The sequence below is a fragment of the Vibrio sp. 10N.247.310.23 genome (assembly GCF_041467155.1).
Lineage (GTDB): Bacteria > Pseudomonadota > Gammaproteobacteria > Enterobacterales > Vibrionaceae > Vibrio > Vibrio crassostreae_C.
The window spans coordinates 56,298-68,453 of record NZ_JBFSTZ010000002.1; the positions used below are offsets into that span (position 1 = coordinate 56,298).

The window sequence follows — 12,156 nt, forward strand, 5'->3', positions numbered from 1 at the left end:
ATTTATGATGAGTAGATTCCTTAATAAGCCTTCTTCATATTGAAATTTCACATGCAAGATGGTGTTGTTATAAGTGTTATTAATTGCATAAGCTTGATTTTAATATTAGTTTGATTTATAAAATAAGCACTCGTTCATTAACTTCATGATTATATTAGTTTTTACTAACCTTTAATAACATGGAGAAAGGCGATGAAAAAGAATCAAACACGCAACAGGTTAGCGAATTTAGTGCGACTTCGTAGGTCATACAAAGCATCAGATTTTCTGGTGAGCTCTAACGAACTCCGAGTTAAGAAAGATGTGTACAGCTTACGTAAAATCAAACAGTTAGAAATTCGCCAATTGGGTCTTAAAGAAAACGCAATCAATATTGTTTCGTTGGCTTTAGTTCTCTCGGCTGCGACTTGGGCATTTGTTCCTCAGTTCGGTTTACCGATGCTTGCACTGACCTTTATCTTGGCGTTTGTTACATGGCGAAGATATGAGTTGCGTGCAGAGTTTAAAGGAGCCGATGAAACTGGCGACCACTGGGTTTCCGTGGCGCGCGGTTGTACTCGAGAAGAGTTCAAAGTGTTGAAAAACGTTGAATTGGCTTTGCGCGATCAGGTGTCTTAATGGTTAGATCGGTTAAGGCTTGGGTCTTATAACCGTTAAGCACCCATAATCAATAAAGCTCGTCATTGCATGGCGAGCTTTTTGTTTTCTGAAAAACACAGATAGTGCAGGTTACTTTGAGAGGCCAATGCTTATATGTGTAATGGGGATTGATATGAATCTTAAGTCACGGCATTTGTGATGCTCTTTGTGGTTTTGAATATAGGGAGAGGGTGGAAATGAATACACGAGTCAGTGAGAGTTCTTTTAAAAGGCTCATCCAGTTAGTTGGTTGTGTTTTGATTATAGTGTTGAGCAATAGTCGACTCTCCAATGCTCAAAGCATCGAGTTTCCTACTTGTGCGAAGAGAGAGGCTTTGAATACAGAGATCCATCTTTATGTTGATGAATCTGTATTAGCCGAATATTCCAAAGCATTTGTTGCCTCTAAAATAGCGACATGGGAAAGCTATTCGAATCTGGTGTTGAAAAACTCCTGCATTCCTATGACGCGAAAAGTCACCAAGGTGATTTATACGTCTGAAATCGACAGCCTTTGGTTTCAAGATTTGGGGGCAGCAGAGAGGTTATTAAAATTATCGATGGAAGAACCGATTCCAGAAACAACAGAAAACGGCGTCCCCATTTTTACTGGGATAGTATTTTCTAATTATAATTTTAGCTTTGAGTCTGATTATTGTGGTATGTCTTCTTCGGTATCCTACTTTTTTTCTTTAGCGATAAACTGCCCTGATTACTTAATGGAGCATGAAATTGGCCATTTAAGTGGTGCTAATCATGACTATAAAACGTTATTGAAAGATTTTGATAGTATAGAAAGTTACATTTCTGGAACGTATCCAAGAGCTCCTCAATATTCCTTCGGTACAATTTGTGCTGACAGAGGCACAGTGATGTCTTATGAGCGAGATGTTATACCTGCATATTCCAGCCCGGACATCAGAGTAGATGGCACAAAGTGCGGGGATAGCAAATACCACAATAATGCGAGAGTGCTTAGAGAGTTCGCACAAGCTTATTTAACCCCATGATTGCCTAGCTGCTAGATTGGTAGTCATCCGATTTAGTTACTTTATTATTAATGGTTATTATGAGATTAATGACTGCTGTGGTCGCGACTAATCCCTCTAGAACTTAGACCAAGAACCATACCTAAGCACCAAACCAAGGAGAGAAAATGCAGGTAAGTGTTAGGCCCGCCATGCCAAGCGAATTGGCAGCCATTTATTCCTTGGTTATCTCAAACGATGAGTGGACGAAGTTTAACGGCCCTTATTTTCCATACTCACCGCCATCACTAGAAGAGTTTGAAAGCCGTTCGTTTCAACGGTTACTCAATGGATCCGACTTACAGTTGGTGGTTGTAGACGATGTGCCTGTAGGAACCGTCAGTTGTTATTGGGAGTGTGAAGAGACACGTTGGCTTGAAGTCGGAGTAGTCATTTATAACTCCGACTATTGGGGGAAGGGTATTGCTGCGTTAGCTCTTCCTCTTTGGGTATCTTACCTATTCGAAAACAAGCAGATAGAGCGTGTCGGTTTAACCACTTGGTCGGGTAATCCGCGGATGATGTCACTAGCTCTTAAATTAGGCTTCCAGCAAGAAGCTAGGCTAAGAAAAGTGCGTTATTACCAAGGCGAGTATTATGACTCGATTAAGTATGGTCTATTGCGTTCTGAGTGGCTGGAAAGCAAATAGCCATAATTTGAGTTAGCTTGTTGTTTTACTGAACTTTATAAGTCGTGGAGTTCAAAGTAGTCACTTGTGATCTTTAAATCTAAGACGGGCGTATTTCTTCCAGTTTATTAAGGAAGAGTATGCATGATGCTATCTAAAGAGAATGAATCAAGAATTATCGAAATGGCGTGGGAAGACAGAACGCCGTTTGAAGCAATAGAACTGCAATTTGGTTTAAATGAATCGGAAGTGATTCGTTTTATGCGTAGCCATCTCAAGCTTGGCAGTTTTAAGCTGTGGCGTTCACGTGTTTCTGGGCGCTCGACCAAGCATGTAAAACTACGCAGTTCGGACGTTTCGAGAGGTTATTGTCCGACTCAATACAAGCACCGCTAGATAGGGACTTATTTAGTCAGCCCAAATGACATTTGATTGTGGAACAAGAAAGGTGGCGCAATGCACTGGACGCACAAAGACCCTCGTAATCATCACACTCATGGTTGGTTGAAGCATAACGGGAAAGTATACGAGTAAACACCTCCGAGACTTTTCCCTTCAAGGCTATAAGATAAAAAGGAATTTTGATGTTTAAGCTGGAAACTGACAGGTTGATTCTTCGAGATATGAGTATCGAAGACGAGTGTGCCTTTGTTGCGATCTCTCAAGACGCAAAGTATCAGCGTTTCTATGATGAAAGTGATTGCGAACCTAACAAATATCGAGAGCTAACTCAGTTGTTTGTTGCACAGGCTTTGGAAGTACCACGCCAGTCCTATCAACTAGCGGTTGAAAGCAAAGATTCGGGGAAGTTTATTGGAACCGTTTGTTTACGTCTTGAACGCGATAAACAAGCTTCAATGGGCTGTGCTTTATCGAGGGAAACTCAGGGAAAAGGGCTTTCTATAGAAGCATCTGAAGCCCTCGCTGATTTTGGTTTCTCAGAGTTAGGCATACACCGTATCTACGCCGAAACCATCAGCAAGAACTTGGCTGCGATTAAATTATGTAAGTCACTGGGAATGAAACAAGAAGCGTGTTTTAAAGCTCATCGATTCTTCAAAGGTCAATGGTGGGATACAGTTGTGTTGGCGGTTGTTCGATCTGATTGGGGAAAGGCTTAGTGATGGAAAGTGAAAGGCTCAAATTAACCCCTCCATCATTAAAATACAGCGAAGAGATGTGTGAGGTGATAAATGAGTGCAAGGCCGAGTTTTCCCCATTCTTACCTTGGGTTTCTGATTCTCTAACTAAAGAGCAGCTAGAACTTAACATTCAAGATGCTACCAATAATTTCGCCAACTTTACTGGCGAGTTCTGGTTCAATATTATTGAAAAGCAAACAGGGGCATTTATCGGGGCTATTGGCTTTATGATCAGAGACGATACTGTCCCTTACTTTGAAATCGGCTACTGGTTGCAAACATCAAAAACGGGCTTGGGTTACGTGAGTGAAGCTGTCCGAATTATCGAAGAATATGCATTCACTCAAAAAGGTGCGAAAAGAGTCGAAATTAGGATGGCAGGCTCGAATCTTAAAAGTCAGGCCGTGGCCAAACGATGTGGCTATCAACTTGAAGATCGCTTAGCCAATGATCGACGTTTGCCACTTTTATTGAGAGAAACCGTAAATTCCCAAGTACTCTGAAAGACCAACATTTAGCGCTTAGTTATCTGGCTCATCGTCTACAGTGACGTCACCATTCATTGAGTTGTAGTCAATGGAAATTCCCGGTACGACTCGATAATGATAGATACACTGATCCGTCTGTATATATTCAGCAATGTAGTCGGTTTCTTCTGGTGAATTGAAACTTGAAATACTAGGTGGATCGAGGAGCAGTGCGCCCCATACCGAAATGCAATCTTCAGCGTTATCTAATCTTGGAGATTCTTCAGGTAAGTGCCATTGCTGGGCTGGATATCCCCATTCATTGAAGTCAAGCTGGCCGGTCGCGGAGTCATCATAGATAGGGACGTTTGTGGAAGCACCGCCACCGTTTGAGGTTAAATTTTTTGAATAGGCAAGATCGACACCTGTTTTAAAAGAGGCTCCAGTGCCTTTTACAACTGCAATATGAGAATCAGTACTTACGTTGAGGAACCTTGGAGCAGCAGTTACGGCGAGTATTCCAAGGATCACAATAACGACAACAAGCTCAATAAGTGTAAAACCGTTCTTTTTCATTTAGCACCTCTTTTAAAGGCCGCTAGTATGCATTATAAGTTACTCTTACCAAAGGGAATATCCTTATTTTAGTGGTAATTTAAATGCTCAATAATGAATGTTGTGATTAAGGTAACTTATATTTTATAAATTTCATGCGTATGGTTTAAGTGCTGTGTATCTCACTTTGATATTAATTTTAGTTCTATGAAGGTTTGGCAATTAATGAATTTCGTAGAAACGGTAAAGCTTCATCTTTCAGGCGTTGGTTATCCAGAGGCTAGTGTTAAAACAGGGCAGGTTCGATCTATATCGGCGCTCGTTTTTAAAACCATCAAAAACAAAGATATCTCTAATGTTTTGTCCCTGTGTACTCAATTGCTTGAAGAAAGGGATTGGGCGTTAGGTGTTATTGCTTACGACTGGGCTTTTAGAGTAAGAAAACAATATTCGAAAGAAACGTTTCCAATCTTTGAGCATTGGTTAATGGAGTATGTCATTGACTGGAATGATTGTGATGACTTCTGCACTCATGCGTTTGGTGAGTTACTGTCTCAATACAATGAGTTGTTCGAACTCATAACCAAATGGGTCGAGCATTCGAATTTTGCTGTACGTAGAGCTGCTGCTGTCATCTTAATTTATCCGATCAATCAGAATCGATACTCAGCGTTGGCTCCGCTTTGTGTAGCAGACCTATTGCTAGAAGATGGACATGACCTCGTGCAGAAAGGATATGGTTGGATGCTTAAAGTCCTCAGTAAAAAGGAACCTCAACAGGTTATTGGTTATTTAAACGCTAAGCATGCCGCAATACCAAGAGTTGCTTTTCGCTAGGCGATTGAAAAGTTGGACGATAAAACTAAGCGAGAGTTAATGTTACTTTAACCACTGGCACTCCTCAAATCATCATCAGAATCCGGTGTGATTAATTATAACGATTAAAATAGGAACCCAAGGTGCAAGAACAAACTAGAGGACTCGATCGAGAAGGGTTCATTCAAAATCTTTATTCGCCAAAGAACATTGCGCCTGAATTTCAAGAAGTGGTGTCAGCAGTCGTTGATTCGTTGCTAAGAGAACTTCCAAGTCAAGTTGATGGTATCTACTTGTATGGAAGCGTGCCTAGAGGAACGGCCATTGTTGGTAGCTCTGATTTGGATGTTTCTATCGTACTCGCTACGCCTGTTGGTCAGAGAGAAAAGGAAGTATTTAACCTACTTTCCGACACCATACCCCAAACCTATCCGCAAGTGACCAAGCTTGATATCGATCCTGGCTTCCTGCGGGATGTTCTGCAACCCAACGAAGAATTCCATTGGCAGTTTTGGCTCAAGCATTGTTGCTGTTGTATTTGGGGGAATGATCTATCTATAAAGTTTCCACGATATAAGCCCAGCAATGAAATAGCCCAAGCTCTTAATGGCGATTTATCGACTTTTCTTAAGCAAATGCCCTCGAGTTTCAAAACAATGACTGATGCGGATATCGTTAAGGTAATTGGTAAAAAGTTAGTGCGAGCGGCGTATTATTTTGTGGCTGAGCAAGACGGCAGTTGGTACACCAATCTGAGCCAGTGCGCTGCAGTCGCCAAGCGCTATTACTCCAATCAAAGCGACGATATTGAGCTAGCTCATCAATACGCTCTCGGAAATTTGATATCTAAAACAGAAGCTTTTGAATTGTATGAAAGGCTGAGTAAAAAGCTTGTTGTAAATTAAGCATTAACACAAGCTAGAACAACAAACTTAACTACCTTTGTAACGGCTTTAGGAAAATTAGATGGATGTCCACGAGTGTGTTTCTTTTATCATGCTGAAGGAATCGCAGGTATTACTAGAAAAGCGTAGTGAGTCTAGGGAGACCGATCCCGGTTTAATCACTATACCTGGCGGCCATATTGAACACGGTGAAAACCAGGTTCAGGCGCTGTTTCGTGAACTTGATGAAGAACTTAATGTTGTTCCGATTGATTACCAATACTTGTGTTCGCTTTACCATCCTACGAAGGAACTTCAGTTGATTCATTATTTTATCGTGAGTGACTGGAAAGGAGATATCACCGCTCAAGAGACTGATGATGTTAAGTGGTATTCACTAGGTTCAGCTCCTGTTGGTATAGCAGCCGATGGTATTGCTTTGAAAGAAGTAGAGCGCGTGGGTAGGTATCTTTAGTTTGGATTCGATAAGATGTTTTGGACGTTTTTTGAGGGCTCAAAAACGGTGAAACCCCGATGTTGGTAGCATCGGGGTTTCGAATTTCTAGATTTCTCGACTGGTAAGATCGATTATCTTTTCTATGCAGAAGGCTGGATTAATCCAATCTTATTCCTTGGTAGGGAATTAGATGCGGATGAAGTCCATGTGCTCAACTTTTGGCTTGAACGCGTGACGTTGAACGTCTTGTGGCTTAACCTTAACTTCTGCGCCGTCAATCAGTAGAGTGATTGCTTCGTAGAATTCAGGCTTGTCCATTTGGTTGATCACGTCAGCGTGAACAAGTTCGATAGCTACAGCTTCAGCTTCGCCACCGTAGATTACAGCTGGGAATTTACCAGCGTGACGTAGGCGGCGGCTCGCACCTTTACCTAGTTCAGTACGTACTACTGCTTCAAATTTCATAGTTTTACTCTCAAATTAGTAAAAATTAACTTCACACCTCAATGCGACCTTGAGTGTGTGGTAATGCTTAAACATAAAAGTTCATGCTTAAGCGAGCGCGGATACTAACATCACATTCCAATATGAGCAAGTCAGAAGCCCATCTCAAAGTGAATTTCCTTCGATAATGGGTTCGTTTGGAGATAAAACGTTCGCTAACGCTTGTTTAGCGCATTTTACTCCCTTTTACATCGCAATCCTTATCTATTTATATCACTGCTAAATCATCAAGTTAATGAACGGAAAATGAATGTTTGCCTAAGACTTGGTTAAGTCTTAGTTCGTTAATCTTAGTGTTAATTAAACAGCAGAATGAATAGGTGAAAATATGAAACCGGTAAGCATTGTCGTAATTACGCTAAACGAAGAGAAACGCATTAGCCGCTTAATGGAAGAGTTGAGCGTGCAAACCCACCAAGAGTTTGAAGTGATTGTTGTCGACTCGAACAGTGAAGATAACACCAGAGAAGTGGCGCAAGCTTATGAAAACGCGTTGCCAAAATTAACGGTGCATCACATGGAAAACCGTGGTGTGAGCCTTGGCCGAAACACGGGTGCTTCATTGGCGCAATACAACCGAATCCTTTTCTTAGATGCTGACGTGAGCTTGCCTCGAACCTTCCTTGCGAAAGCGCTTTATGAACTAGAAGAGAAGAAGCTTGAAGTGGCGGGTGTGTACATGAGTTCAAAAGGGCTGCAACTGGTTCATAAACTCGGTTATGGGCTGTTTAATGCGGGCTTATTTGCGACGCAGTTCTTTTTCCCAACCGCGATTGGCGCGTGTATTTTCTCAACCAAAAGAGCACATGAAGAGATCGGTGGTTTCGATGAAGAGATTGTCCTTTGTGAGGACTGTGATTATGTAAAACGTGCGAGCAAAACATGGCGATTTAGATTCCTAAATATGACCTTTGGCTTTGACCCACGTCGATTAGATCAAGATGGCGTTGTGAAGACAGGCTCTACTTATCTTAAAGCCAATGTAAGACGCTTCTTTAAAGGCGAAATGCGTAACAACGAGATGAACTACAAGTTCGGTCATTACAAAGAACAGTAAGCATTGAGGTTGTTATGTTTGATGGACTAGGGCTGTTTCTGGGAGCATTGGGTGATGCTCTCATTGGCCCAAACCTATTTGTACCGGGAGAGCCCTTTTATATCGCGGCGGGCTTTCAACTGTATTCGGGTGTATGGATGGCTTTGGTGATGGTGATGCTAGGTGGCTTGCTTGGTGATCAAATCAGTTATTTTATAGGCTATAAATACGGTGCCAAAGCGCAACGAAGACTCATTAAGTTTCGTCCTAAAACCAAAAGATTGATTGCGCGTTGTCGTTATATGGTTGCTCGAAAAAGCACATACATCATTATTTTTGCTCGCCTATTAGGGCCAATCGCTTGGGTCGTGCCATTTATAGCTGGCTCGCATCGTGTACCGTGGCGTAATTTCAGTTTATTGGCCTTTATAGGCTTGGTTCTTGGTGGTGGGCAGTTTATTGCTTGGGGCATGCTACTAGCGCATGGCGTTGAGAACTTTCCGTGGCTTAATAGCCTTAAGATATTTATCTCGGAGCATAATAGCTTGATCGTTGGTGTGTTCGCGGTATTAGTCTTCACCATTATCGGTTACCGAATGAAGTGGCGATGCTTAGTACTTAAGTCTAGTGCGCTGTTGTTGGCGTGGGTATTGTTTGCGAACTACGCTCACTTTTTCTGGAAAGCGGATGACTTTCAGAATCAACCAGAGACGGCTCAAATAAACAAAGTCGACTGGAACTCGGTTACCTATAAAGCGTTCCCCGGTAAATCTTCGTTCTACTCGGCGCAAGCGATCAACGTAATTTATGTTGGAGCAACCCCAAGAGACTTAATGAAGCAATTAGGCTGGATAGAGAATCAAACCTTCTCTCGAAATGAGATTGAATGGGTTGGTTATCTCGCATTGCTTAGAGAAAAAACGCCGCCAGTGTCTGATTTATATTGGCGAGACAAGCCGCAAGATATGGCTTTTCAATTGCCGGGTAACCTGATGAAGCGCAGCCATATTCGTTGGTGGCGTGCAGGTGTTGATATTAAAACTAACCAGCCTCAGTGGTTAGGCGCAATTAGCTATGATGATGGCCTTAAAGTCACGCCTTACTCAGGCATTGTGACCGTGCTTCATAACATTGACCCTAATGTTGATGAAGAGCGAGATCGGCTTGCTAATCAGATACGAACGTTACTACCAGACATCGAGTTAGACAAGTACCCATTAGCAACGGTGGAAGTGATCAATGACGATCATGACTATTACACTGATGGCCGGGTATTAACGATTGGAGCAACGACCCTTAGTGATAATTCACAAACTTTGGATGTTGCTGTGAACGATATATAGAGTTGTATATAAGGTCGATAGAATTAAGCCCTAGCATTACGTTAGGGCTTATTGTGTTTAACTTTTACTTAGCTTGTTCAGCCTTTACTTACTTTAAGCACCAGAGAAGCTTTTAAGCCGCCCATTGAGCTCTTGCTGAGCGTTAGGCTGCCTCGGTAACTGTGTGCCATTTCATTTACGATATTAAGCCCTAAGCCTGTTCCTGGTGTGGTTTCATCAAGTCGGACGCCACGTTTGGTCACTTGCTCAAGCTTCTCTTCAGGAATGCCTTGGCCATCATCTTCAATCACCAACTCTATGTTGCCATCGTCGAGTTCATTTGCATGGACGCGAATAATGCTGCCCGCCCACTTGTAACTGTTCTCGAGTAGGTTGCCGACCATTTCATCAAGGTCGGTTTTTTCTACTGCCACTTCAATCTCAGAGTCTAGCTCGTTAATCATGGTGACTTCATTGGCAGCGTAGACTTTATCAAACGCCATTGAGATAGCTTCGACACGCTCACAAGGTGAAGACTTCACCGAAAGAATGTTCATTGCACCTGCCATACGAGCGCGGCCAAGGTGATAATCAATTTGGCTTTGAATCTGATGAATGGGCTGTTGCAGCAGTGCCTTGTCATCCTCTGGAAGTCGCTCTATCTCATTTTTTAGAACTGAAAGCGGTGTTTTCAACGCATGAGATAAGTTACCCGCGTGGTTACGAGCTCGTTCTAATAACTCTTGATAGTGAAAGAGCAGGGCATTGAGGTCAGAGACTAATGGAGAAACCTCTTTCGGGTAGTTATCGCTTAACCCTTCTTGCTCGCCGTTTCTTAGCATTACCAGTTCGCGTTGCATCTTGCTGAGCGGTAATAACGACCAACTGACTTGAATACCGATCAACATCAGCACGCCAACAAACAGCAACATTAGGATCAACCAGACTTGACCAGTAAGCTCTGTCAGTGTGGATTCTAATGGATCTTCATCAATACCAATGGTGATCGTGACAGGGTCGCTCAGTTCAGGCAGGTAGATATCTTGCTCGATGTAAATCAACTTTTCTTTCTCTGGCCCTTTGACTGATGTGTGAATCGGTGAACGCTTGATGGTGAGGTCTTTATCCCATAGCGAGCGAGATCGAATGATCTGCTCTTGGGTAGCGGCGCGCCAATAAATACCACTGTAGGGCTGGTTGAACCTAGGATCAGACAGACGCTCTGCCATGATCAGGTTACCACTGTCATTGGTTTCGATATTGGCGGTTAACTCATCCATGGTTAAGCCAAGCTGCTGCTTCATGTCATCGACGAGGTAGTCGTTAACCAGTTTCGGAATCCCGACACCAGCCGCTAATATCATCGCACCTAGCCAAAAAGCCGCAGCAAGGAGCAAGCGGCTTTTTAAACTGATGTTTTTAAGTGTTCGTTTCTTTAGATTCATGCATTTCCAACCTGCCTTTGCTCATCGTAACTTATCGTATTGCGATGATCAGAACAGGCTGTCCACTTAATTAATGGTTGCTCTTGGCGTGATTGACGACTGAGCTATTCAGCATTCAGTTGGTAGCCAAGGCCACGAACGGTTTTGATGATCTTTGGTGCGATTTTCTTACGAATACGACCGATGAACACTTCAACCGTGTTTGAGTCTCGGTCGAAGTCTTGCTTGTAGATATGCTCAACCAACTCAGTGCGCGAGATAACCTTGTTTTGGTTATGCATGAAGTACGCGACAACTTTATATTCCAGCGCCGTGAGGCTAACTGCTTGACCTTGCCACAACACTTTAGAACTGCGTGTGTCTAGGCTTAGATCACCGATTTGAAGTATCGGAGCAGCACTGCCTGATGCTCGGCGCAGTTGAGCTCGGATACGGGCAATCAGCTCGACCATCTCAAATGGCTTAGTTAGGTAGTCATCAGCACCGGCGTTCAAGCCCTCAACACGTTGAGTTAGCGTGTCACGAGCACTTAAGATAATCACTGGCGTGTTGATGTTTTCGTCTCGAATGCCTTTTAATACCGTTAGGCCGTCAAGCTTAGGTAAACCTAAATCGAGGACAATCGCGTCCCATTCTTCTGACGTTGCACGGTAGAGTGCGTCGATACCATCTTGAGAGAGCTCTGGAACCCAGTCGGCCCCCTCAAGTGTTTCAATAATTTGTTGGCCCAAACGAGGCTCATCTTCAACGACTAAAATTTTCATAATTGTTCTTCTAATTTCTTCTAATGACTGTTCGTCGTGCTTAGCTCTTCGTCGTACGTAACTAGTCGCCGTGTTTAATTGCGTCTTTAAAGTTGCGGCCTTTGATCATAAGCATTTCTAACGTCTCAGCGTTGTATTCGACTTTGATGATGTTGTTTTGGTAATTGATTTTTAGTTCATACACCCAAATGTCGTCATCTTCTTCTAGTTCTACTTTAATGATTCTGCCATGAAGATCGTTTTCAACCGCCGCATACATTTCTGAGAAAGGGCGAATGTAGCCTTCTCGTACAGCTTCGTAGACTTCGTCTTGATCTTCTTCAAATTCGATGCTGGTTCCTGCTTTATGAACGTCCTGCACTAATTCATGACCATTATGATGTGAGTCAGCCCATGCGCCAGCAGAAACAAATAAGCCTAAGCTTATAGAAAACAAAGAAATCATAGCTTTACTAAACATAGCGAATC

Annotated in this window: 16 protein-coding genes and 1 pseudogene; 12 read left to right on the forward strand and 5 right to left on the reverse strand. The window is 42.7% G+C overall.

The genetic code is table 11. The features are described from left to right. Positions 1-192: 192 nt before the first annotated feature. The 7 genes and pseudogenes from AB6D93_RS01655 to AB6D93_RS01685 all read left to right on the forward strand — a co-directional run bounded on the left by AB6D93_RS01655 (position 193) and on the right by AB6D93_RS01685 (position 3,941). Positions 193-618, forward strand: a complete 426-nt coding sequence (locus tag AB6D93_RS01655) for a hypothetical protein (RefSeq protein WP_004734639.1) — start codon at positions 193-195, stop codon at positions 616-618. Positions 619-836: 218 nt separating this feature from the next. Beyond that, positions 837-1,649 carry a hypothetical protein gene (locus AB6D93_RS01660; protein ID WP_102333183.1) on the forward strand — a complete coding sequence of 271 codons (813 nt, stop codon included), beginning with the start codon at positions 837-839 and terminating at the stop codon, positions 1,647-1,649. 146 nt (positions 1,650-1,795) lie between these two features. Next, a complete protein-coding gene (locus AB6D93_RS01665) occupies positions 1,796-2,317 on the forward strand; it encodes a GNAT family N-acetyltransferase (protein WP_102333184.1) in 522 nt (173 codons plus the stop codon). A gap of 123 nt (positions 2,318-2,440) precedes the next feature. Continuing rightward, complete coding sequence (locus AB6D93_RS01670; RefSeq protein ID WP_017065384.1) at positions 2,441-2,692, forward strand: TIGR03643 family protein; 252 nt, start codon at positions 2,441-2,443, stop codon at positions 2,690-2,692. A 39-nt stretch (positions 2,693-2,731) separates the two neighbouring features. After that, positions 2,732-2,830: pseudogene (locus AB6D93_RS01675) on the forward strand (DUF3465 domain-containing protein); the annotation flags it as partial. 50 nt (positions 2,831-2,880) lie between these two features. Further along, positions 2,881-3,417, forward strand: a complete 537-nt coding sequence (locus tag AB6D93_RS01680) for a GNAT family N-acetyltransferase (protein ID WP_102333185.1) — start codon at positions 2,881-2,883, stop codon at positions 3,415-3,417. Between the two features lie 2 nt (positions 3,418-3,419). Continuing rightward, positions 3,420-3,941 (forward strand): GNAT family N-acetyltransferase, encoded by a 522-nt coding sequence (locus AB6D93_RS01685; RefSeq protein WP_102333186.1) that lies wholly within the window; start codon positions 3,420-3,422, stop codon positions 3,939-3,941. Positions 3,942-3,959: 18 nt separating this feature from the next. Here AB6D93_RS01685 and AB6D93_RS01690 read toward each other — a convergent pair whose 3' ends face one another. Further along, the gene (locus AB6D93_RS01690; protein WP_017065388.1) at positions 3,960-4,481 is read right to left on the reverse strand and encodes a type II secretion system protein; all 522 of its coding nucleotides are present in this window, start codon (positions 4,479-4,481) and stop codon (positions 3,960-3,962) included. A gap of 204 nt (positions 4,482-4,685) precedes the next feature. On the opposite strand from AB6D93_RS01690, the gene AB6D93_RS01695 reads away from it, so the two are divergent. The 3 genes from AB6D93_RS01695 to AB6D93_RS01705 all read left to right on the forward strand — a co-directional run bounded on the left by AB6D93_RS01695 (position 4,686) and on the right by AB6D93_RS01705 (position 6,635). After that, positions 4,686-5,297 (forward strand): DNA alkylation repair protein, encoded by a 612-nt coding sequence (locus AB6D93_RS01695; protein WP_102333187.1) that lies wholly within the window; start codon positions 4,686-4,688, stop codon positions 5,295-5,297. Positions 5,298-5,419: 122 nt separating this feature from the next. Beyond that, complete coding sequence (locus AB6D93_RS01700; protein WP_102333188.1) at positions 5,420-6,181, forward strand: nucleotidyltransferase domain-containing protein; 762 nt, start codon at positions 5,420-5,422, stop codon at positions 6,179-6,181. Positions 6,182-6,242: 61 nt separating this feature from the next. Then, complete coding sequence (locus AB6D93_RS01705) at positions 6,243-6,635, forward strand: NUDIX hydrolase (protein WP_017060354.1); 393 nt, start codon at positions 6,243-6,245, stop codon at positions 6,633-6,635. Positions 6,636-6,803: 168 nt separating this feature from the next. Here AB6D93_RS01705 and rplY read toward each other — a convergent pair whose 3' ends face one another. Beyond that, positions 6,804-7,082: a 50S ribosomal protein L25 gene (gene rplY / locus AB6D93_RS01710; RefSeq protein ID WP_017060373.1), complete on the reverse strand. Its 279-nt coding sequence runs from the start codon at positions 7,080-7,082 to the stop codon at positions 6,804-6,806. 367 nt (positions 7,083-7,449) lie between these two features. Here rplY and AB6D93_RS01715 point away from each other — a divergent pair, with 367 nt between their 5' ends. Both AB6D93_RS01715 and AB6D93_RS01720 read left to right on the forward strand, forming a co-directional pair. Beyond that, positions 7,450-8,178, forward strand: a complete 729-nt coding sequence (locus tag AB6D93_RS01715; RefSeq protein ID WP_102333189.1) for a glycosyltransferase — start codon at positions 7,450-7,452, stop codon at positions 8,176-8,178. A 14-nt stretch (positions 8,179-8,192) separates the two neighbouring features. Then, complete coding sequence (locus AB6D93_RS01720; protein WP_102333190.1) at positions 8,193-9,500, forward strand: LssY C-terminal domain-containing protein; 1,308 nt, start codon at positions 8,193-8,195, stop codon at positions 9,498-9,500. 77 nt (positions 9,501-9,577) lie between these two features. On the opposite strand, the gene AB6D93_RS01725 is transcribed toward AB6D93_RS01720, so the two are convergent. From AB6D93_RS01725 to AB6D93_RS01735, 3 genes are all read right to left on the reverse strand, one after another. Next, on the reverse strand, positions 9,578-10,924 hold the full coding sequence (locus AB6D93_RS01725; protein ID WP_017066077.1) for an ATP-binding protein: 1,347 nt from the start codon (positions 10,922-10,924) through the stop codon (positions 9,578-9,580). Between the two features lie 104 nt (positions 10,925-11,028). Beyond that, complete coding sequence (locus AB6D93_RS01730) at positions 11,029-11,688, reverse strand: response regulator transcription factor (protein ID WP_017060377.1); 660 nt, start codon at positions 11,686-11,688, stop codon at positions 11,029-11,031. A 61-nt stretch (positions 11,689-11,749) separates the two neighbouring features. Further along, positions 11,750-12,148: a PepSY domain-containing protein gene (locus tag AB6D93_RS01735; RefSeq protein ID WP_017066076.1), complete on the reverse strand. Its 399-nt coding sequence runs from the start codon at positions 12,146-12,148 to the stop codon at positions 11,750-11,752. Positions 12,149-12,156: the final 8 nt, after the last annotated feature.

Bases quoted from the DNA above. Each gene is read 5' to 3' on its own strand.
- AB6D93_RS01685 (WP_102333186.1), top strand. From the start codon at position 3,420: ATGGAAAGTGAAAGGCTCAAATTAACCCCTCCATCATTAAAATACAGC.
- AB6D93_RS01690 (WP_017065388.1), bottom strand. From the start codon at position 4,481: ATGAAAAAGAACGGTTTTACACTTATTGAGCTTGTTGTCGTTATTGTG.
- AB6D93_RS01660 (WP_102333183.1), top strand. From the start codon at position 837: ATGAATACACGAGTCAGTGAGAGTTCTTTTAAAAGGCTCATCCAGTTA.
- AB6D93_RS01715 (WP_102333189.1), top strand. From the start codon at position 7,450: ATGAAACCGGTAAGCATTGTCGTAATTACGCTAAACGAAGAGAAACGC.
- AB6D93_RS01695 (WP_102333187.1), top strand. From the start codon at position 4,686: ATGAATTTCGTAGAAACGGTAAAGCTTCATCTTTCAGGCGTTGGTTAT.
- AB6D93_RS01670 (WP_017065384.1), top strand. From the start codon at position 2,441: ATGATGCTATCTAAAGAGAATGAATCAAGAATTATCGAAATGGCGTGG.
- AB6D93_RS01725 (WP_017066077.1), bottom strand. From the start codon at position 10,924: ATGAATCTAAAGAAACGAACACTTAAAAACATCAGTTTAAAAAGCCGC.
- rplY (WP_017060373.1), bottom strand. From the start codon at position 7,082: ATGAAATTTGAAGCAGTAGTACGTACTGAACTAGGTAAAGGTGCGAGC.
- AB6D93_RS01720 (WP_102333190.1), top strand. From the start codon at position 8,193: ATGTTTGATGGACTAGGGCTGTTTCTGGGAGCATTGGGTGATGCTCTC.
- AB6D93_RS01665 (WP_102333184.1), top strand. From the start codon at position 1,796: ATGCAGGTAAGTGTTAGGCCCGCCATGCCAAGCGAATTGGCAGCCATT.
- AB6D93_RS01705 (WP_017060354.1), top strand. From the start codon at position 6,243: ATGGATGTCCACGAGTGTGTTTCTTTTATCATGCTGAAGGAATCGCAG.
- AB6D93_RS01680 (WP_102333185.1), top strand. From the start codon at position 2,881: ATGTTTAAGCTGGAAACTGACAGGTTGATTCTTCGAGATATGAGTATC.
- AB6D93_RS01730 (WP_017060377.1), bottom strand. From the start codon at position 11,688: ATGAAAATTTTAGTCGTTGAAGATGAGCCTCGTTTGGGCCAACAAATT.
- AB6D93_RS01655 (WP_004734639.1), top strand. From the start codon at position 193: ATGAAAAAGAATCAAACACGCAACAGGTTAGCGAATTTAGTGCGACTT.
- AB6D93_RS01735 (WP_017066076.1), bottom strand. From the start codon at position 12,148: ATGTTTAGTAAAGCTATGATTTCTTTGTTTTCTATAAGCTTAGGCTTA.